Source organism: Sivoneniella epilithica UHCC 1019, from assembly GCF_040830845.1.
Lineage (GTDB): Bacteria > Cyanobacteriota > Cyanobacteriia > Leptolyngbyales > Leptolyngbyaceae > ULC077BIN1.
In genome coordinates this window covers 193,464-214,226 of the sequence record NZ_JBFPDP010000002.1, presented here as the reverse complement: position 1 = coordinate 214,226, position 20,763 = coordinate 193,464, and the positions used below count along the sequence as shown (strand labels likewise).

Below are 20,763 nucleotides of genomic sequence, written 5' to 3'. Positions count from 1 at the left end.
AGAGAGAAAGTTGAACCGAGAAAATCAACTTAGCCAGAAGATTATGTTAAAACAGAGTGGCACTAGGAATTAATACTTAGTCATTCATCAAGCTAATTTTTTAACAAGCTATTTTGACTGCCCTTTGTAAACCTCTCTTCTTCGCTTATGAATCCTGCACCTGCTGATAGTACTCAAATTCTGTTGATCGAAACCGATGAAACACTAGCCCAAAATGTCAGTGTAGATTTGCACGAATCTGGTTATGAAACTGCGATCGCCCTAGATGCCGTCAGCGGGCTGCGAAAAATTGCTGAAGTGCAGCCTTTACTTGTTGTGGTCGATCGCATGTTAGCGGGAGAATCAGGACTCTGGTTTTGCAATCGTCTTCGAGCAACAGGAACGCGGGTGCCAATCTTAATGTTGATGGCGCGAGATACGGTAGAAGATCGGGTGGCGTGCTTAGAAGCAGGAGCCGATGATTATTTTCTTAAGCCTTACCGATCCGATGATTTTTTAAAGCTGGTACGGCTTTATTTAAAATCCGATGAGGAAACAACAGAAAAATTGCGTTTTGGAGATTTAAGCTTAGATCTAGCCACTCGTCGAGCCATTCGGAATAACCGTACAATTGATCTCACCATGAAGGAATTTGAACTGCTCAAATATCTGATGGAACACCCCCGCGAAGTGCTAACCCGCGAACAAATCTTAGAAAACGTTTGGGGATATGACTTTGTAGGCGAATCGAATGTCATTGAGGTCTATGTCCGCTATCTCCGCTTAAAAATTGAAGATGAAGGCGAAAAGCGGCTGATTCAAACGGTGCGGGGTGTCGGTTACGTTTTACGTGAGGCGTAATGTTGAAGCTGGCTTTTCAAATTAAAAGCAAATGAGGCAATGGAGTAGAATGAGCGATCGCACTCAGCAGCACTACACACAAATCGTTTCAGGAAGTGTTTTAGTTCTGGGACTATTGATCAGCGGCTGTTCTACTCCAGTGGCATCAGTTTCACCTGAAAATAACAGTCCTCAGCCATCAGAATTCCCCCTAGAGCTAGCCAAGGTCGGGCAAATGTTACCTGTTTCTGCTCAAGTCCAAGTGGGCGATCAATTGATTCAACTAGAAGTGGCACGCACGACCGAGCAACAGTCAATGGGATTGATGTATCGTTCTGCGCTGGATGCCAATCATGGAATGCTGTTTCCCTTTTCGCCACCGCGCCCAGTCAGTTTCTGGATGAAGAATGTGGTGATTGATTTAGATATGGTGTTTTTGCGCGATGGGCAGGTTGTTTCAGTTTCTAGCAATGTGCCACCCTGCAAAGCAGAATCCTGTCCAGTTTATGGTCCTAAAGACGCGATTGATCAGGTGATTGAGTTGCGGGGGGGGCGTGCTGCGGAATTAGGCATTAAACCAGGCGATCGCCTGCCTGTGCAGTTCAATTCAAAAAAGCCCATTAACAACGCTTTGTAAGAACTCGAATAAAGTTAATCTGATCGCTCTAGAGTTAAACTTTGTAGATCCTTTGGTCTACATTAATCATTCGCTGTAAATATACGCTAGTCTTTCGGGAGACAGAGTTTATCTAGGGTCAAATCGCCTAACCTATTATTCATAAAATATTCATCTGTAAGTTTTTTGTGTAGTGTATTGCTGTCTGTGACAGCTTTTTGAATAAAAAGAGTGTTTTGATGTGGGGATAAAAGTTCAAATCGTTTGAAATTGTGTTGTTGAGAATACAACAGCAGCATTTTTAAGAGCAATCGATTAATTAATAGACGACCCTTGAGGGAGATAAAGTCGTATGGGTTCAGCAACATATGCCCGTTTAATCCGCTTTTTGCAGGAAGATTTAGCCGTTTCTGCTTCTTCTATTGCGATTGCGCTTCGCCACGTAGAGCAAGATCCAGGTCCTTTACCCATGATTCTGTGGCAATACGGTTTAGTCACTTTAGAGCAGCTAGACCGGATTTATGACTGGCTCGAAAATGTTTGAGTGCAGAGTACGGTGTGCAGAGTACGGAGTTAAAAATTCAGGAAGTGACCCCGAACCTCGAACCCCGAACCCCGAACAACCTATCTAAAGCTTTGCAATGACCTTAGCAGCGGCGGCAACTCCAGCACCAGGTGCAAAGTGTTCATAGCCCAACTCCTGTAAGGTGGCTTCTAAAGACGCGATCGCTGCCAAAATATCGCGATCGCCGACGAAACCCAAGTGTCCAATCCGAAAGATTTTGCCTTTCAGATGATCTTGTCCGCCTGCCAACACAATATCAAACCGTTTTTTCATTACCGAGCGGACTTTTTCTGCATCCACTTGATCAGGCATCACGGCTGTAATCGCAGCACTAGCATTCTCATCAGAGGCTAACAGCGGTAAGCCCATTGCTTTTACTGCTGCTCGCGTTGCTTGAGTGAGGCGCTGATGGCGCGCAAAGATATTTTCTAATCCTTCTGCCTTCATCATTTGTAAAGCTGCCTGCAACGCAAAGATCAAGTTAATTGCAGGAGTAAAAGGAGTCGTGTTCTTGGCAGCATCCTTTTTATATTTACCCAGATCAAAATAGAATCGGGGCAATTTTGCAGTGGCGTATGCTTTCCATGCCTTAGCGCTGACAGCAACAAAGCTTAACCCCGGTGGAATCATGTAGCCTTTTTGCGAACCCGACGCGACCACATCTAGACCTAGTTCGTCGGTTGGAATGCTGACTGCGCCTAGACTGGTCACTGTATCGACGATAATCAAAGCCTCTTCATGAGCTTTAACATGACGATTGATGGCTACCAAATCATTCAAAACCCCTGTCGAGGTTTCACTGTGAGTGATAATCACCGCTTTAATAGTTTTGGTCGTATCTGCTTCTAAGACTGCCCGAAATTGCTCTGGATCGAGTGGCTTACCCCATTCAGCAGTGATTTTCTCAGTGTTCAGCCCGTAAGCGTCGCAAACTTCTGCCCAGCGATCGCCAAACTTACCATTGCAGCCCACTAAAACGCGATCGCCTGGACTCAGAAAATTAATAATTCCAGCTTCCATTGCACCTGTACCGCTTGCCGCCAAAATTAGCAGATCATTCTGGGTTTGATGCAGCCACTTTAAGTTTTCTGTAACTTCTGCCATGATTGCGGAAAAATCACCGCTGCGATGCCCGATTGGATGCTTTGCCATTGCCGACAGCACAGTCTCCGGAACGGGGGTGGGTCCGGGAATCATCAGCATCAATTTATTGTCCATTTCCCTCAGCCTTTCAAAAATTCAATGGTTCGTCACGTTTGAGGATTATATCTTTTCGCGATCGCCCCTCTATCGAGTAAGCGTCGAGTTACTGTCAGGGTGAGATCATAAAGAGTCAGGATTGGGTAACGTTTTCCATGCATCCGCCACAACTTCTCCTAAACAACGCCGCTGCTGCCCATCTAGCAAAGCATCGTCTGCCAAAACGTCCCGCATCAAATCTTCCAAGGATTGTCCATTGGAACGGGCACTTTGAATCACCCCCGCGATCGCAGCCGCAATGAGTTCTTCACTCACTGGCTTCTTGGGTGACACGTCTTGAGGGGTGGCTGAAATAGAATAATTCATGGCAAAGATAACAACAGAAGCACTATTAAAACTAGGATGGGGATGACTTAAAGATTTTCAGCGTACGAACTTGTGCAGAGTTTAACGTAATTTAAGAAATTCTTAACCTGATTGATGGCGGCGGCTCATAGGAGTTTATAAATGCAAATGAAAGAGGTTCTTTATATTGAAATTCCTACCCCAGACACAGCAGCCGTTAAGCTCTGGATACAAGGTGCTTTTGCCCCTACAACTGGGGAGAAAAGCATCACGCCATCAGGAATTAAGATTGGGGCTTTTTCAACTACATCTCCACATCAAAAAATTTCTGAATCTGCAATTCCTAAAACAATCTCTAAGGAAATTGCCCTGCCAGACGAGCTTTCGATTTTCGTCTGGGCTGTTCAGCGCACCACCTATCTCAAGGCGTTTCGCTGGGGAAAGCCTCTTGCTGGGGAGCAAGATATTTTAAGATACCTGATCAAATCCATTCGGGAACAATTTCCCAATAATTATCCGGCTCCCCCCCAAGTTGATTTAACTCAACAGTCGATTTTTGCCGCCTTAGAGGAGCGATATCCTCTCACCGTCAAATATTTTCAAATGATGCCCAATGGGGAATATGACTTAAAACGGGTCTATTGGTGGGAGCAGCGTTGGCGAGAAAGTGTACAAAATCCTCAGCAGCCGAAGCAGGTGGTGTTTAGGAGGGAACAGGGAACAGGGAACAGGGAACAGGAAACAGGGGGCAGAGATGAAAAATATGACCTGATTTACTTGGGTGGTGCTTTGGGCGTGATTCATGCGGCGGTGATGGCGCGGTTGGGCTATCGGGTGCTGCTGATTGAGCGGTTGCCGTTTGGCAAGATGAACCGAGAATGGAATATTTCCCGTAGTGAATTTCAAAATCTGATTGATCTGGGTCTATTTACGCTGGTTGAGTTTGAAAGTGCGATCGCCCGCGAATATATCAATGGATTCCATAAGTTTTTTGATGCCAATAATCCACCCCAAGCAAAAGCTCCAGTCTTACATACACCGACAGTGCTGAACGTGGGATTAGATGCCGAAAAACTGCTGCGACTGTGTGGCACTAAGCTGCGGGAGCATGGCGGCGAGATTTGGGATGAAACAGAGTTTGTTAAAGCGGATGTGGGCACAGATCAAGTCACCGTACAGTGTCAGCATTTGCCGACTCAAACTGCCAAAGAAGTTAGCGGTCGGCTTCTGGTCGATGCCATGGGCACCGCTTCGCCAATCGCGTGGCAACTCAACGGCGGACGTACCTTTGATAGCGTCTGTCCGACAGTAGGCGCGGTGATTGCTAGCGGGTTTGAACCGGGCGTATGGGATCGGCACTATGGAGATGTGCTAAACAGTCATGGAGATATTTCGCGGGGGCGGCAGTTAATTTGGGAACTATTTCCCGCAGAAGGCGAAGAATTGACCGTTTATCTATTTCACTACCATCAGGTGAATCCAGTAAATCCTGGCTCTCTGTTGGAAATGTATGAAGACTTTTTTGCGATTTTGCCAGAATATCGCCGTTGCGACATGGAAAAACTGGTGTGGAAAAAACCCACGTTTGGCTATATTCCGGGGCATTTTAGCGTGGGCAGTCGCGATCGCACCGTGGCGTTTGATCGGCTGATTGCCATTGGTGATTCTGCTTCTCTGCAATCGCCCTTAGTGTTTACTGGGTTTGGTTCCCTCGTGCGAAATCTACCCCGCCTGACGCACTTGCTCGATACTGCCCTCAAACACGATTTATTGAGTGCCCATCACCTGAATCAAATTCGCGCCTTTCAGAGCAATGTAGCGGTGACCTGGCTATTTTCTAAAGGGATGATGGTGCCTACCGGAAAATTCATTGCGCCAGAACGAGTGAATGCGATGCTCAATACCTTCTTTGGCATTTTGGCAAATGAACCTCCCGCGATCGCTGAAGCCTTCATTAAAGACCGGGTAAGTTGGCTACAATTTAACCGAATGGCATTGACGGCTGCCTGGAAAAATCCGGCTTTGTTGCTCTGGATTTGGCAAATGGCAGGGGCAAAAGATCTACTGCGTTGGCTCGGCAGTTATTTAGATTTCACGCTGCAAGCATTTATTAGTGCGCTATTTGCCAGTTGGTTTCCTCATTGGATACGCCAAATTCAACCTGGGGTCGAGCTTAGGTTTCCCGCTTTGTGGCTGTGGTTATTAGCACGCAGCTATGGCATGACCGACGGCATGGGAAAACCTCAAGCAACAGGGAAAAAAGCCGGAGGATTTAGCGTAGAGCGCGATCGCCCTCTTGCGACCCCATCCCCCAATATTTCGCCCCTACCCGAATCAACAATGGACTGTGAAAGTCCCTAATATATCGCCTATCGGAAGGACGGTAAATCTACGGCTGACATGGATTTAAGCTTTTTAGCAGGACGAAAAGGATACAGAATTGGCGAAGGACAAGGGATAGACTTGTTCTCACTGGTGTGAGGTCGGCTCGGTAATGGCTCCAACGTTTCTTCAGGTGCAGCGCTCTTCTTCTCAAAGTGAGATAGATTTGCATTGACAGATTTAGGCTCAGGCTTGGGAGTATTCAAAGCTTCAGGCTGGGGCGCGTTGTTCGACTTTTTTTCAATATAAGCAAAGAAATCTAGCGAAAGAGGCTTTGCTGAAGGGCTATCGCCCTTATTAGGCTCCTTCACCGATTGAATGGGTTCCTGATCAGATTGCTCATTCCTCATCAACTCAGCCGCAGATTCAAATGGATTAGCTGGTACTGAAACTTGCTCCACTATTGGATTCGACAAGTCAGACGGTGAACTAGACTCGTCTACTAACAGATCCGGCTCAATCAATTTGGCTAAATCTGCCCATAAATTATCTTCGCGATCGCTCGATTGACTTGAAACCGAGGATTGCAATGGGGCTTCCCCAGAAGTTTTTTGAGGGACTACAGATTGTTTGGGGCGAGGTGGATGCAATAACGGCGGCAAAATATTCTTAGCGATCGGGCGCAGTTCCACAGCAGGAGTACCAATTGAATCAGCCTCACCTTCCTCCAAAAATGGGCTAAGGTCAAAAATCGCTTCTGACGGAACCAGTGTAACAGCTGCAGATTGAGGGGAAGAATCGACCTGTTTCGGAAAAATTAAACTCATATATTGAGACACATCATCAGAAGTAATAACTGCTGGTACAGTAGATGCCGCTTCTACGGATGACACCAAAACACCAGCAACTCCACCCTCTGATTGATTTGCTTCATTTATCCCCTCATTTATGATCATAGGCGCTTGCACGGGTGGCAGTTCCACCTCTTGAATTGGAGTCATTTCCACCTCTGCGGTTGATTGCTGATCGGTGGGGAGTAGCTTTGCAAGCAAATTGGGTAAAACAGTTCCGTTACTACGACAATTTGCGTATCCTGGTGTTCCTGCGGGTGCTACCTGCGACCAGGGTTGCACAGACTGAACTTTCGGGGTAAACGGAGTGACATCGACAGCGCTGGGTGAAATTACATCAGACTGAGCGATCGCCCCTCCCTGCATCGATCCCATCTCCAAGCTTTTTTCTAAGGCAGCTTTAAACTGGAGTGCTTGGCGTTGTTGGCGGTGTAACCGCATCCGCAAATCCCGACAAACATTTTCTGCCTGTAAGACCAGTTGCACTTGCTCGTTATATCGCTGCTGAGTGATAGCACAATCCCTTTCTAGGTGGGCAATACGTTCCTGCCCGCTTTCCAACTGTTCACTCAGCGTTTCGACTAAAATCTGCTGGCGATGCCCCATCTTCTGAGACAAATCTAATTCCTGAGAAAGTTGGCTAATTTGCTGATGAATAGCCGCCAACTCCTGAGAACTCAGCGATGACTGAGCCGCAATTTCCGTAAGAGATTCACTTTGCGAAATAGCTGCTTCAGCTTCCTTACAGTAAAAGCGAGTGACTTCTAGCTGTAGTTCCACCTGCGCCTGGGTCAGATCACGCTCTAGCTGACTCACTTGAACCCGAAACGCTGAATTTTCTTGCCGTAATTGAGCAACCAGGTTTCTTAAGTCTGATCGAGGATCTTCCGTATCTAAAGCTTTGGACTGAGTAAGCTCACTCTTAGAAAACGCTGGATGAGATAGCTGAGTCAAACTGATTGCATCAGGAAATTCTACTGGCTGCCAATCAGCGATTCCTAGAGGGTGCGTTTCATGCATCGCTCCTTGCAAAGACTCGCCAGAAGCAACCTTGTTACTCTGCTGGGAAGTAAGCTCTTCCTGCTTAACAGGTGTCCCTTGCGGCTGGTTGGCTTCGGGTAATCTTGAATTTGGATCGTGGTCTGAACTCACCGCTTCACTCATAGCTCTGAATCCTGAAGGATAGGAAATTTAGATAAATCAATCAGCGCGATGCTAATGATATATTCGCTTTAGCAATTTGCGCTCAATTCAAGGTTACCTATCGCTAAAAACTTCTGAATAATATTCAAAGCTTCTGGATAATAACCTTGCAATGCTAAATCTCCCCACTGTAGTACCATACAAAATCTATATTTGGCAGATTGTTAAGCAAGAATACAAAAAGAGTTGGGAGTACAGAGTTTTTTAGGATAACAGCCAGTCAGCAATTAGTTATTCGGGTCGTAAGTCTTGGCTGATTTGCAGCAGAGCTTGATCCAGTGGACTATTGACATCTATCAGTTCGCTGATTTGCTCCAATCGAATCCATTGGTAGTTGGAATCATATTCGTTGCTGGTTAACTGAAGTAACTGGGTTTCTGGCTCACTCAATGTGACTTGGTAGGTTAAGTTGACGCTGTGTGAACCGTGATGAATTGGAGGCTGTTCGCGAAAGGCAAAAGAGGTCGAATATACGCCAATGTATTGAAATCGTTCGGCCGTGAGGTGATGGAGTTGAGCTTCTTCGGATGCTTTTCGTTGAGCAGATTCTATGGGAGTTTCGCCAGCCACCATTCGTCCCCCAATAATCCACCAGGATTTGCGCGGGTAGTGAGTGCGTTTTGCTAGCAATAGGCGATCGCCATACAGGAAAGCAATATCCACACAGGTAAAAACAAGATGATCTAAAGCATTGCTATAGGCGACTTCTGGCATCAAATCTTGATGAGTTTTTGGATTAATTCGCCCTGGCTCTGCAAAATGAGGGACGCGAGCTAGGGAATGCAGTGGGTTTAGCAGCGGAAAGCTCCTTTACGGGTTAAGAACAAAAACGAGCAAGTTCAGCGATCGCGTCAGCTAGCGAAAACAATAGCAGTTTGGCTCGATTCTATCCAGTGTTCATAGTTACGAATTCGCCAATCAAACGTCCCCTATTGATTCTTGCTCTCTTTTTACGCTTTAGCAGTAAAACTTTACACACACTTCTACCCAGATTTCTGGTAAGCACGTCTCCCCCTTTTGATAGACTTATACATTGAAGTGGATGTGCAAAACCGCGCAAAATCAGCAGTTTGGAGGGCTTACGCAGTGGAAAATACACTCGGTTTAGAGATTATTGAAGTCGTTGAGCAGGCTGCGATCGCCTCTGCCCGGTTGATGGGGAAGGGAGATAAGAACGAAGCAGACCGAGTGGCAGTCGAAGCCATGCGGGAACGGATGAATAAAATTTACATGCGGGGTCGCATTGTAATTGGGGAAGGAGAACGGGATGATGCCCCCATGCTCTACATTGGCGAAGAAGTGGGCGTTTGTTCGCAACCTGATGCCAAAACGTTTTGCAATCCAGACGAACTCGTCGAAATTGACATTGCGGTAGATCCTTGCGAAGGCACTAATCTCTGTGCCTATGGGCAACCTGGCTCTATGGCAGTATTGGCAATTTCTGAAAAAGGTGGACTGTTTGCAGCACCCGATTTCTATATGAGAAAACTGGCGGCTCCTCCAGCAGCCAAAGGGCATGTCGATATATCCAAATCTGCGACTGAAAATCTGAAGATCCTGGCAGAATGTCTGGATCGTGCCATTGATGAGCTTGTGGTGGTGGTGATGAAGCGCGATCGCCACACTGACTTGATCAAAGAGATCCGAGAAGCCGGCGCACGAGTACAACTGATCAGCGATGGCGACGTGGGTGCTGCGATCAACTGTGGCTTTTCTGGAACTAATATTCATGCCCTCATGGGAATTGGTGCCGCACCGGAAGGAGTCATTTCTGCTGCTGCCATGCGCTGCTTAGGCGGTCACTTCCAAGGACAACTGATTTACGATCCCGCTGTCGTCAAAACTGGGCTGATTGGGGAAAGCAAGGAAGCGAACATTGCTCGATTGAATGAAATGGGCATTACCGATCCAGATAAAATCTATGACGCAGATGAACTTGCATCTGGTAAAGATGTGCTGTTTGCTGGAACCGGGATTACATCGGGCAACCTGATCAAAGGCGTAAGCTTTTTCAAAGGTGGGGCACGTAGCCAAACTTTGGTAATCTCCAGCCAATCTAAAACGGCTCGATTTGTGGATACTATTCATATGTTTGAGCAACCTAAAGTGATTCAATTGCACTAGAAAGTAGAGCCAATCAACCGTTAGCCGATCGCAAAATTAACGCTAAAGCTAACGGTTGATTGGCTGATCCCCTCATCAAAAAAGCGGTTTAATAAATAAGACATTAATTAAGACATATGAACATCGTTGTTGTGGGTTTGAGTCACAAAACTGCCCCGGTCGAAGTTCGAGAAAAGCTGAGTATCCCAGAAACTAGCTGCGATAAGGCGATCGCTCAACTGTGCAGCTATCCTCATCTTGAAGAAGTTGCCATTCTCAGCACCTGCAATCGTCTGGAAATTTATGTGGTCGTTAACGAAACTGAGAACGGCATCCGGGAGATTACTCAGTTTTTGAGTGACCATAGCAAGCTACCAATCGCCTACTTGCGCCCCTATCTATTTATTTTGCTCCATCAAGATGCAGTCATGCACTTAATGCGCGTGTCCGCCGGGTTAGACAGCTTGGTCTTAGGCGAAGGGCAAATTTTGGCTCAAGTAAAGCAGTGCCATAAACTCGGTCAAGAACATAAAGGAGTTGGACGCACCCTAAACCAGCTTTTCAAACAATCTCTGACTGCCGGAAAGCGGGTTCGCACCGAAACAAGCATTGGTACAGGAGCCGTTTCTATTAGTTCAGCCGCTGTGGAAATGGCGCAAACGAAGGTACAGAACTTAGCTGCCTGTCGCGTTACGATTTTGGGAGCCGGTAAGATGGCGCGCTTGTTGGTGCAGCATTTGCTAGCCAAGGGAGCAGGCAACATCACAATTTTGAACCGCTCCATGGAACGGGCAAAAGACCTAGCGAAGGACTTTCCCGAAGCAGCACTTCAGTTGCATCCCATTTCGGACTTAGCCCAACTGTTGCCCCACGCCGATCTGGTGTTCACTAGCACTGCTTCTACTGAACCAATTCTCGATCGCGCCAAACTAGAAGCCATGCTCGATCCAGTGCAGCCGTTAATGGTGTTTGATATTGCCGTGCCGCGTAATGTGCATTCTGACGTGAATGAGTTGCCCCATGTGCAAGCATTCAATGTCGATGACCTGAAAGCAGTCGTGGCTCAGAACCATGAAGCCCGTCGGCGAATGGCAATGGAAGCAGAAGTGCTGTTGGATGAGGAAGTGGAGACTTTTGCAACTTGGTGGCGATCGCTGGATACGGTTTCGACTATCAGCAGCCTGCGTGACAAGATAGAAACCATTCGGACGCAAGAGTTAGAAAAAGCCCTGTCTCGTCTAGGCACAGAGTTTGGTGGAAAGCAGCAGGAAGTAATTGAAGCGCTGACTCGTGGCATCGTCAACAAAATTTTGCATGATCCCATGGTGCAACTCCGTGCCCAACAGGATATTGAAGCCAGACAGCAGGCAATGCAAACGCTGAGCGTTTTGTTCAATTTAGAGAAAACTGGTAAGAAGCAGTTTAGCTAATTACAGTAATCATTTAAGTACTCAAATGGGCAAGAGACGTGAGCGATCGCGTCTTTTGTCGTTTAATTTCCTGCAAAAGGCTGCAATGCAGCATGAAAACGAAAATGAATATTCGTAACGTTCAACCGATTGACTATCAACCCATCATCAGCGTTCTAGACGAATGGTGGGGAGGGCGGCAAATGAGCAACATGCTTCCCAAACTTTTTTTCATCCATTTCTGCAAGACAAGCTTTATTGCAGAAATCAACAGTCAAGTCATTGGCTTTCTGATTGGTTTTGTCTCTCAAACCTATCCAGAAGAAGCCTACATCCACTTTGTAGGAATTGATCCAGATTTTAGGAAACAGCGTATAGGCAGCACCTTGTACAATCAATTTTTTCAAACCACTGAAAAACTGGGGTGTGTCCGCATTCGGTGCGTCACGTCCCCAACCAATCAGGATTCAATTGCCTACCATTTACATATGGGATTTGAAGCTGAACCTAGCGCAACTCAAGCAGACGGCATACCATATCACATGAACTACGATGGTGCAGGACAGCATCGTGTTTGCTTCGTTAAGCATTTAATTCGTTAAGCATTTAAATATACACATACCTAACCAGCCGCAGGTATAGAGATTTGAAAAACACGGATGCTAAATTCAAAGTGACCTGTTGTTTATTTAGGGCATTCAATGACAGAAGTTGTGCTGTACATTGCCACAAGCCTTGATGGTTACATTGCCCGGAGCAACGGCAGTGTAGACTGGCTACCTCCTGGCGGAGCAGGCGAGGACTTTGGCTACGCTGACTTTTATGAATCAGTGGATGTGCTGGCAATGGGACGCACTACTTACGAGCAAGTTTTGAGCTTTGGCGAATGGGTATATCCCGGTAAACCGTCCTATATATTTACCCGGCAGTCGCTCACCAGCGATCGCCCTGATGTTTTTTTCACCTCAGTCCTTCCCGATCAATTCGTACAGGAAATGACATCACAAGGATTTCAGCGTATTTGGCTTGTGGGAGGAGCCGCCCTCGTTGCAACCTTCATAAAACTTGGACTAATCGATCAATACATCCTCTCCATCATGCCCGTCATTTTAGGAAATGGAATTCCTTTGTTCTCATCTCCAAACCCAGAAACTGCTCTGCAATTAACAGATGTGCAACAATACCGATCGAGTGGAGTAGTGCAGCTAACCTACGAAAGCAAAAAGGGCAACCTCAAATGAGGTTACCCCGAATACAAAGTGATTTATGACAGAACTAGCGATCTGTAAACTGACTTGCAGTTAGGCGATCGTTGCCATTTTGACATCACTGGTTGCTAAAAGTTCTTGCAACTCGTCAGAATCGACCGTTTCTTTTTCAATCAACAGGTTTGCCAGATCGTCCAATACATGGCGATTGCCGGAAAGCACCGATTTAGCACGACGATACGCTTGATCCACCAAGTTACGCACTTCATCATCAATCGTGGCAGCAGTTTCTTCAGAGAAATCCCGTTCAGCCGCAATATCGCGTCCCAGGAACATATTGCCCTGCTGACGACCCAATGCTACAGGACCCAGGCGATCGCTCATCCCAAACCGCGTCACCATTTGACGGGCAACCCGCGCCACTTGCTGCAAGTCATTGGAAGCGCCTGTGGTCACTTCTTCCTCACCAAAGATTAGTTCTTCAGCAATCCGACCACCCAAGGCAACCGCCATCTGATTTTGCAGATAGGAGCGAGAATATAACCCCGAATCCATCCGGTCTTCGCTGGGTGTGAACCAGGTTAAACCGCCAGCCCGACCGCGAGGAATGATGCTAATTTTTTGAACGGGATCATAATCAGGCATCAACGCGCCCACTAAAGCATGACCCGCTTCGTGATACGCCACTAAAGTTTTGCGCTTTTCGCTCATGACGCGATCTTTCTTTTCAGGACCCGCTAAGACGCGATCGATCGCATCATTTACTTCATCCATCGAAATTTCGGTCAGGTTGCGCCGCGCTGCCAAAATTGCCGCTTCGTTCAACAAGTTAGACAAATCTGCACCCGTAAAGCCCGGTGTGCGACGAGCGATCTTGTCTAGATCCACATCATTCGACAAGGTTTTGCCCCGCGCATGAACCCGCAAGATCTCCGCACGTCCAGCAAAATCGGGGCGATCGACCACGACTTGACGATCAAAGCGACCGGGACGCAATAGCGCCGAGTCCAAAACGTCAGGTCGGTTGGTTGCGGCAATGATAATGATGCCAGTATTGCCTTCAAACCCATCCATTTCGGTGAGCAATTGGTTTAGGGTTTGCTCCCGTTCATCATTGCCACCGCCCAAACCTGCGCCCCGTTGGCGACCAACAGCATCGATTTCATCAATAAATACGATGCAGGGTGCGTTTGCTTTGGCTTGTTCAAACAAATCTCGAACGCGGGATGCGCCCACCCCGACAAACATTTCCACAAACTCGGAACCAGAGATAGAAAAGAAGGGAACGCCTGCTTCTCCGGCAACTGCACGAGCTAAGAGAGTTTTACCTGTTCCAGGAGGTCCTACCAGCAAAACACCTTTGGGAATCTTGGCACCGATCGCCGTAAAGCGATCGGCATTCTTGAGGAAGTCTACGACTTCATTTAGCTCTAGTTTTGCCTGGTCAATGCCAGCCACATCGCCGAACGTAACCTGGGTTTGAGGCTCCATTTGCACTCGCGCTTTGGATTTACCAAAGTTCATGGCTTGGCTACCCGGACCACTTTGGGCACGACGCAACAAAAAGAATAGACCTACCAGCAGCAAAACTGGGAAGAACAGACTGCTGAGTGCTTTAAACCAGAAATCGCCTCCTTCCGCTTGAGGCATCACGGCGATGTCTACCCCATTTTTCGTCAAAATATCAATCAAGTCAGGATCGCTAGGCAAGTTGACTGTTACGTCAGTCGTGCCAGCGCGGAAGCGCGCATAGGAGCGATCGCCACTGATCCGAACCTTGCCTATTTTGGTGTTTTCAGTTTCGCCAGGTCGCGGTTTTCCTGCTTCAACCTGCTGCACGAATTCACTGTAAGGCATCGTGTCTCGTCCACCTTGGGGTTGACGACCATCAAAAAAGGCGGTTGCTAAGGAAATGACAACGATCGCCAATAAAGCATATAAACCAACGTTTCTCCACCGCTTATTCACCGGGGTGTATCCTCCTATTATCAGAGTTCGGAGCCAATTTTTATCGTACTGTGTTAACTAATATTAACGTATCTGAGAAGACACAGAACGGAATTCTCAGAAACCAACTTGGCAAAAACCGTAATTTAGCCATTTGTTTGGGTTGAGCCTTCATCCTAGCGATTCGCCTTTGCAAAGTGCAGGTTCTTACGGGTAATAGAAAGAAGTCATTGCTAAATGGGATGACTAAAAAAAGGCGATCGCTTTCTCCCTTCCTCCCTCTCACCTATGTCCTTTTGTGGCGAAGTTCTCATTACAATTTTGAATAATTGGGCTGACCTGGAGATTGCCCGCGATCAACATTGGTATCGGATTCCGGTTGACCAAGTGACAAAGCTAAAACAGCGAGAATGCTGGCAACCGAAATGGCTAGCGTTCTATCAAACGAAAGTGTTTGGCGCTGAGGCGCACACGATTCGCTACTATGCTGAAGTGACTGCCATCCATGAAGTTTACCGCTGGGAATTGTTTCCTGAAGAACCCCGAACTATTAAAAGTGAAAAGCGCTACTGCAAACTAGAGTTATCCTCTTTGCAGCAATTAAGCAAACCCGTTATTAGTAAGCGATTACGCCGAATTACCTTTATTCCCACAACTTGGGAAAAGTTTACTCTGGCAAAAGAGATCAGTGAATTGTGAGCCGTGTCGGTGCTGATAACACTTCCTATGCAAGTAACCCGCTGATGCCAGACTGCAAGAACAACAGACCGAAAACAAGCGAGACTGTGATGGTGATTGGTCGGTTATTTGTCGTCAACCAAGTTGAAAGTTTAAGAAGGATGGCTTGTGAGCGGTCGGGAATAAGAATACGCACCAAGATTGGCAAGATCAGCAAGGTTTCAGCCAGCAAAATGAAGAGTAGGTAGGCGATCGCGCTGGTGGTTTGCCCCAGTTGTGCGGCGGCGATCGTAGCCAGGGCGCTGAGGGTGAAAACCCATAGCTTGGCGGCGACTAATGGTAAGCCAAGTCCAAGTCCAAGCGCTTTAAGCGGCGTTAAACTGTCAATTCTGGTTAACCACTTAGGAGGCGGATCATCTGGATCGTCCTCCTTACTCCATTTTTTGTAGGCGGCGATGAGTAAGAGAATGCCGAGTACTAGAAGCAATGTTGAAATGATTGGACTCTTACCGCTACTGCCGTCAGCAAATGCGGTGGATCTGGACACAATAAAGCCAAACAGTAAGCCTTGCAACAACCGGGTGATGGTCATCCCAGAGACATAGGCGATCGCTTTCAAAAGTCCTTGTTGAGGGCTTTTCAGAAGCAACAAGCCAACAATGATTTGCAGCGGCACGACCGCGCTGCCGATGATATATGGGAGGAGCGAAATGAGCAGAGTTCCCATAAAACATTTTCCAGCTAATGAATAGGAATTTGCAGAGCTTCAATCTTTGTCAGCCTCACTATATTATCCTCAACGTATAATAAAGCGCTAGACGTGAGTCAGGGCAGGTTTGGGCGATCGCGCCAGTATTTGCTTCAGAACCATTGCAGTCCAATCAATGTCTGCTTCGGTGGTGTCATGTCCCAAAGTGAGGCGAATGCCTGATTTGGCGACGCGATCGCTGTAGCCCATTGCCTGCAAAATCGGGCTAGGGGTAACTTTGCCACTGCGACAGGCGGCTCCAGCGCTGATGCCAATTCCGGCTAAGTTCATTTGGCGCACCAAGGCTTTACCCGTAAGACTGTCACTATCAGCAGGATCGAGACAAAAGCTGACGTGGTGCGGCAAGCGATGTAGGCGATCGCCCGTGGGCATCAATCTGGGCACATCGGCAAGCTGGTCAAATAAGCGATCGCGTAGATGCAGTAAGCGAGGTGTTTCAGTCTCCAGTTCAGCAGCAGCCAGTCCAGCGGCAATTCCAAAGCCTGCGATCGTTGCCACTGCCTGAGTGCCTGAGCGTAATCGAGATTCCTGTCCGCCTCCTGCCAGCAAAGGCAGCAGCGTTACCCCCGGACGAACGTATAGCGCTCCTGCTCCTTGCGATCCGTAGAGCTTGTGGCTAGATAGTGACAATAAATCCACAGGCAGCTTTTGCACATCAATCGGCAAGCGTCCAGCAACTTGTACCGCATCGGTGTGAAAGAGAGAACCGTGACGATGGGTGATTTCTGCCAGTTTGGAAATGGGTTGCAGCGTGCCCACTTCACTTTGACCGTAAATAATTGATACCAGAACTGTATTTGGACGTAAAGCAGCTTGCAAATCGAGGGGGTTGACTCGTGCTTGACGATCAACGGTCAGCCGGGTCACTTGCCAGCCTTGTTGTTCTAGTAAACGGGCGGGTTCGGCGATCGCGGAATGCTCTACGCTAGAGATGATTAGGTGCTGGGGTGTCTCATAGTGCCGAGCAATTCCCATTATTGCCAGGTTGTCGGCTTCGGTGCCGCCAGAGGTAAACACAATCGACTCTGGGGGCGCATTGATTAACCGAGCAACCTGCACACGGGCACGTTCCAAGGCGATCGCCGATCGCTGTCCCCAAGCGTGCAGGCTAGATGGGTTACCCCATTCTTCCGCCAAAACCCGCTGCATTGTGGCGATCGCCTCTGGGCGAGGGGGCGTAGTAGCACTGTAATCCAAGTAAATTTGCATGGGAAAAATCAAGAACGATCGCAGACTCTTACTAGCTTATGCCTTCTCCAGTTCGCCCGGTTCAAGAATCCGCTGGAACAAATAGCCTGTGCCCCGTGCCGTCAAAATTAGTTCTGGATTGCTAGGATCATCTTCTAACTTAGCGCGCAGTCGAGAAATGTGAACGTCAACCACACGAGTATCCACATGGCGCTCTGGCGTATAGCCCCACACTTCTTGCAAAATCTCAGAGCGAGAGAAAGCTTCTCCAGAACGGCTAACCAGCAATTCCAGCAAGCTAAATTCCATCCCCGTTAAGCGAATTCGTTCATCACCTTTATAAACTTGGCGCTTATTGGTATCAATCCGAATGCTGTTGATATGAATCACACCTGAGCTAGGAATGCCAGAACTGCCCGTTTTTTCAACACGACGCAAAACCGAGCGAATCCGAGCTTCCAGTTCTTTCGGAGAAAAAGGCTTAACGACATAATCATCTGCGCCCAGTTCTAAACCTGTGATGCGATCGGCAACATCCCCTAGTGCCGTCAACATAATGATCGGCACATCCGATTCTTTGCGTAATTCTTGACAAACCCCATATCCATCAAGCTTAGGCATCATCACATCTAGCACAACCAAATCAGGAGCAGCATTCCGAAAAGTGTCCAGTGCTTCTTCCCCATCTGCTGCCGTCACTACGTCGTATCCAATCATTGAGAGGCGCGTTTCAAGAATGCGGCGAATGCTGGCTTCATCGTCCACAACCAGTATTTTTTCTTTATGGTTTTCCAACTTCCGCTCCTTAAGTCGAGTTTCTAATCATTAATTTTCGTACCCTATCATTAAGATAGTACTTCATAGATAAACATTGAAATCCTCAAAGATTCCTGCCTGGTTACATTTCAGTGTTTTTTAACAATTTCTTACGAATAGGTCTGTTCATAAACAAAGCTATTTTATACCGTATAAAAACAATGGCTAAATCGCGATCGCTGTATGTTTGCAATCAATGTGGGGCTGAGTTTTCTCAATATTTTGGCAAGTGTTTAGCCTGTGAAAGCTGGAACTCTCTGCAAGAACAACTGGTTTCGGCAGCGAATTCGTCTACTCGGCACAGTGACAGCACCAACCGCACCACAGGTCGCAAACGCACCGCCGCCCAAACTACCGCTCAACCCAAAGCATCCCTCACCCTTGCTCAAATCTCTGATCATCCCCAAGCGCGTCTTGCCTCTGGCTACATTGAACTCGATCGCGTCCTTGGTGGCGGTATTGTTCCCGGCTCTCTGGTGCTGATTGGCGGTGACCCTGGCATTGGCAAATCCACACTTCTGCTTCAAACTGCCAACCAACTAGCGCAACATTACCGCGTCTTGTATGTCTGTGCGGAAGAGTCAGGACAGCAGGTAAAACTACGAGCAATGCGGCTAGGAGAGAATGGGGCGGAGAGGCAAGGGGCGAGGGGCAAGGAGCAAGAAGAGCAACTCCGAACCTCAAACTCCGTTCGCGCAGCGTCTCCAAAGGAGTTACCTCTGATTCCTTCTGATTCCTCCCTTTACCTATTGCCTGAAACTGACCTAGACACGATTTTGGAAGAATTAGAGTCGCTTCAACCCCAAGTCGCGGTGATTGATAGTATTCAGGCGTTACATTTCAATGCCTTAACGTCGGCTTCGGGTTCGGTGGCGCAGGTGCGGGAATGTACTTCCATGCTGATGCAGTTTGCCAAACGCCAGAACATTTCTTTGTTTATTGTGGGTCATGTCACCAAAGAAGGCGCGATCGCCGGTCCTAAAGTGCTAGAACATTTGGTCGATACGGTGCTGTATTTTGAAGGCGATCGCTTTGCGAGTCATCGATTGCTGCGATCGGTCAAAAACCGATTTGGGCCAACTCACGAAATCGGTGTATTTGAAATGGTGGATCAGGGCTTGCAGGAGGTGCTAAATCCCTCAGAATTATTTTTGGGCAACCGGGATGAGGTTTCGCCAGGAAGTGCCACAATTGTAGCTTGTGAGGGCACCCGCCCAATTGTAGTGGAACTGCAAGCGTTGGTTAGCCCCACGAGTTACAGTTCGCCCCGCCGCTCCACCACGGGAATTGAATATAATCGGCTGCTGCAAATTTTGGCAGTGCTAGAAAAACGAGTAGGCATTCCATTATCCAAGTTGGATGCCTATGTTGCCTCATCCGGTGGGCTAAGCGTGAGTGAACCCGCTGCGGATCTGGGTGTGGCGGTTGCTGTAGTTGCAAGTTTTCGCGATCGCCTAGTCGATCCGCGCCTAGTCTTGATTGGCGAAGTCGGCTTAGGGGGACAGGTGCGTCCTGTCTCGCAAATGGAACTGCGGCTAAAGGAAGCTGCCAAACTGGGTTTCAAGCAGGCGATTATTCCGAAAGGTCAAGCTTTATCGCTTCCGGGTTTTGAGGTGATAGAAGTGGCGCGAGTGGTGGATGCGATCGCCACTGCCTTAGGCGGACGACCTGAGATCGCGGAAGAATTCGATTAATCTAGAGTCGGCAACTATTCACCGCTTGTTTACGTCTTGCCGCCTGTAATTTTGTCTGCGCTCACTGTTTTGGAGAATTGTCATGCTGAGGAGTCTACAGATTGGGTTGGGCGCGATCGCTGCATTAAGCAGTGTCCTGATCATCACTTCACTCCACGCCCAATCTACTGCCCAATCTAAATTTAAGGGCAACCTAACCGTTGAAATTGGCGGACTACAAAACCAAAAAGGTCTCCTTTGTATTCGGCTTTTCACTGAAAGCAAAGGCTTCCCCGAAGGTGACGGAAAATCCACAAAGCGCGAGTGCGTCAAGATTACAGAGGAACCGATACGGTTTTCCTTCAAAAATCTGGCGGCAGGCAGCTATGCAGTGGCAGCATTTCACGACGCGAATGGAGATCGCAAACTCAACCGCAACGCCGCTGGAATGCCCACCGAAGGCTACGGCTTTTCCAATAATCCAGCCGTGAAAACGGGACCACCAAAGTTTGGTCAGGCTGTTTTCTTAGTAGCGGGTCCTAGCACCGGAGTCAAGATTCAAATGAAGTATGGCACTTAAGCAGGCGAAACGACATGGGTTTTGCCGCTGCTGTAAATCTCACTCTTGCCCTTGCAGCGTTCTCCAGCAAAATCTTTAAACTGCAAGCCAGGTGCAAGTAAATTAGCGGCACACCGCATGATCTATTAAATTTAACATCTCGGTAGCCTCTACACGCTATAATGCTTTTCAATAGAGGCTGTTGCGGACTGGGATTGCCTGGGGAACCGCTTCATACGCCAGTGTTAATACTGGGAGCAGCTTGCTTCACTAAGCTTTCTACTAAGAAACAAGACCTTGATACCCTAATGAATATGGGCTTTCCAGTCTTGGATATAGTTGTTTGGCTCAGTTATTCTATGTTGGGGCTAGCTGTTTTTAGGCTCTTCACCTAGCTGGATGAGAGTTTTTTTTGCTGCATCTGCAAGCCCCATAGCTTCTATCGCTTTCAAAAATTGTTTTTAACCCGATGGGTGGTTCATAAGCAGGACG

20 protein-coding genes are annotated in these 20,763 nt (G+C 47.7%); 11 read left to right on the top strand and 9 right to left on the bottom strand.

Annotated elements, in window-relative coordinates; all coding sequences use genetic code 11:
- Positions 1–147 precede the first annotated feature (147 nt).
- The 3 genes from nblR to AB3R30_RS02530 all read left to right on the top strand — a co-directional run bounded on the left by nblR (position 148) and on the right by AB3R30_RS02530 (position 1,979).
- Complete coding sequence (nblR, locus tag AB3R30_RS02540) at positions 148–840, top strand: response regulator transcription factor NblR (RefSeq protein ID WP_458647568.1); 693 nt, start codon at positions 148–150, stop codon at positions 838–840.
- A gap of 49 nt (positions 841–889) precedes the next feature.
- Positions 890–1,456, top strand: coding sequence for a DUF192 domain-containing protein (locus AB3R30_RS02535; protein WP_458647567.1), 567 nt, complete (start codon positions 890–892; stop codon positions 1,454–1,456).
- A gap of 331 nt (positions 1,457–1,787) precedes the next feature.
- On the top strand, positions 1,788–1,979 hold the full coding sequence (locus AB3R30_RS02530; protein WP_458647566.1) for a DUF2949 domain-containing protein: 192 nt from the start codon (positions 1,788–1,790) through the stop codon (positions 1,977–1,979).
- Positions 1,980–2,063: 84 nt separating this feature from the next.
- On the opposite strand, the gene AB3R30_RS02525 is transcribed toward AB3R30_RS02530, so the two are convergent.
- Both AB3R30_RS02525 and AB3R30_RS02520 read right to left on the bottom strand, forming a co-directional pair.
- Entirely contained in the window at positions 2,064–3,218 is a 1,155-nt protein-coding gene (locus tag AB3R30_RS02525; protein WP_458647565.1) for a pyridoxal-phosphate-dependent aminotransferase family protein, read from the bottom strand.
- Positions 3,219–3,323: 105 nt separating this feature from the next.
- Entirely contained in the window at positions 3,324–3,566 is a 243-nt protein-coding gene (locus tag AB3R30_RS02520) for a hypothetical protein (RefSeq protein ID WP_458647564.1), read from the bottom strand.
- Positions 3,567–3,707: 141 nt separating this feature from the next.
- Between AB3R30_RS02520 and AB3R30_RS02515 the strand changes: the two genes are divergently transcribed.
- Positions 3,708–5,906: an NAD(P)/FAD-dependent oxidoreductase gene (locus AB3R30_RS02515; protein ID WP_458647563.1), complete on the top strand. Its 2,199-nt coding sequence runs from the start codon at positions 3,708–3,710 to the stop codon at positions 5,904–5,906.
- Positions 5,907–5,914: 8 nt separating this feature from the next.
- Here the strand turns inward: AB3R30_RS02515 and AB3R30_RS02510 are convergent, their stop codons facing one another.
- Both AB3R30_RS02510 and AB3R30_RS02505 read right to left on the bottom strand, forming a co-directional pair.
- Positions 5,915–7,882, bottom strand: a complete 1,968-nt coding sequence (locus AB3R30_RS02510; protein ID WP_458647562.1) for a hypothetical protein — start codon at positions 7,880–7,882, stop codon at positions 5,915–5,917.
- A 270-nt stretch (positions 7,883–8,152) separates the two neighbouring features.
- Positions 8,153–8,635, bottom strand: coding sequence for an NUDIX hydrolase (locus tag AB3R30_RS02505; protein WP_458647561.1), 483 nt, complete (start codon positions 8,633–8,635; stop codon positions 8,153–8,155).
- Positions 8,636–9,007: 372 nt separating this feature from the next.
- Here AB3R30_RS02505 and glpX point away from each other — a divergent pair, with 372 nt between their 5' ends.
- From glpX to AB3R30_RS02485, 4 genes are all read left to right on the top strand, one after another.
- Positions 9,008–10,045, top strand: a complete 1,038-nt coding sequence (gene glpX / locus AB3R30_RS02500; protein WP_458647560.1) for a class II fructose-bisphosphatase — start codon at positions 9,008–9,010, stop codon at positions 10,043–10,045.
- Positions 10,046–10,161: 116 nt separating this feature from the next.
- The gene (locus AB3R30_RS02495) at positions 10,162–11,454 is read left to right on the top strand and encodes a glutamyl-tRNA reductase (protein ID WP_458647559.1); all 1,293 of its coding nucleotides are present in this window, start codon (positions 10,162–10,164) and stop codon (positions 11,452–11,454) included.
- Positions 11,455–11,546: 92 nt separating this feature from the next.
- Complete coding sequence (locus AB3R30_RS02490; RefSeq protein WP_458647558.1) at positions 11,547–12,035, top strand: GNAT family N-acetyltransferase; 489 nt, start codon at positions 11,547–11,549, stop codon at positions 12,033–12,035.
- A gap of 99 nt (positions 12,036–12,134) precedes the next feature.
- Positions 12,135–12,674, top strand: a complete 540-nt coding sequence (locus tag AB3R30_RS02485) for a dihydrofolate reductase family protein (RefSeq protein ID WP_458647557.1) — start codon at positions 12,135–12,137, stop codon at positions 12,672–12,674.
- A gap of 60 nt (positions 12,675–12,734) precedes the next feature.
- Here AB3R30_RS02485 and ftsH3 read toward each other — a convergent pair whose 3' ends face one another.
- Positions 12,735–14,609: an ATP-dependent zinc metalloprotease FtsH3 gene (ftsH3, locus tag AB3R30_RS02480; RefSeq protein ID WP_458647556.1), complete on the bottom strand. Its 1,875-nt coding sequence runs from the start codon at positions 14,607–14,609 to the stop codon at positions 12,735–12,737.
- Between the two features lie 267 nt (positions 14,610–14,876).
- Here ftsH3 and AB3R30_RS02475 point away from each other — a divergent pair, with 267 nt between their 5' ends.
- Positions 14,877–15,287, top strand: coding sequence for a hypothetical protein (locus AB3R30_RS02475; RefSeq protein WP_458647555.1), 411 nt, complete (start codon positions 14,877–14,879; stop codon positions 15,285–15,287).
- Positions 15,288–15,312: 25 nt separating this feature from the next.
- On the opposite strand, the gene AB3R30_RS02470 is transcribed toward AB3R30_RS02475, so the two are convergent.
- From AB3R30_RS02470 to rpaB, 3 genes are all read right to left on the bottom strand, one after another.
- Positions 15,313–15,993, bottom strand: a complete 681-nt coding sequence (locus AB3R30_RS02470) for a GAP family protein (RefSeq protein WP_458647554.1) — start codon at positions 15,991–15,993, stop codon at positions 15,313–15,315.
- 87 nt (positions 15,994–16,080) lie between these two features.
- A complete protein-coding gene (locus tag AB3R30_RS02465) occupies positions 16,081–17,244 on the bottom strand; it encodes a cysteine desulfurase family protein (protein WP_458647553.1) in 1,164 nt (387 codons plus the stop codon).
- 36 nt (positions 17,245–17,280) lie between these two features.
- On the bottom strand, positions 17,281–18,018 hold the full coding sequence (gene rpaB / locus AB3R30_RS02460) for a response regulator transcription factor RpaB (RefSeq protein WP_171574246.1): 738 nt from the start codon (positions 18,016–18,018) through the stop codon (positions 17,281–17,283).
- 182 nt (positions 18,019–18,200) lie between these two features.
- Between rpaB and radA the strand changes: the two genes are divergently transcribed.
- Positions 18,201–19,733, top strand: a complete 1,533-nt coding sequence (radA, locus tag AB3R30_RS02455; protein WP_458647552.1) for a DNA repair protein RadA — start codon at positions 18,201–18,203, stop codon at positions 19,731–19,733.
- Positions 19,734–19,815: 82 nt separating this feature from the next.
- Complete coding sequence (locus AB3R30_RS02450) at positions 19,816–20,292, top strand: DUF2141 domain-containing protein (RefSeq protein ID WP_458647551.1); 477 nt, start codon at positions 19,816–19,818, stop codon at positions 20,290–20,292.
- Here the strand turns inward: AB3R30_RS02450 and AB3R30_RS02445 are convergent.
- On the bottom strand, positions 20,289–20,411 hold the full coding sequence (locus AB3R30_RS02445; RefSeq protein ID WP_458647550.1) for a hypothetical protein: 123 nt from the start codon (positions 20,409–20,411) through the stop codon (positions 20,289–20,291). The genes AB3R30_RS02450 and AB3R30_RS02445 overlap by 4 nt on opposite strands.
- Positions 20,412–20,763: the final 352 nt, after the last annotated feature.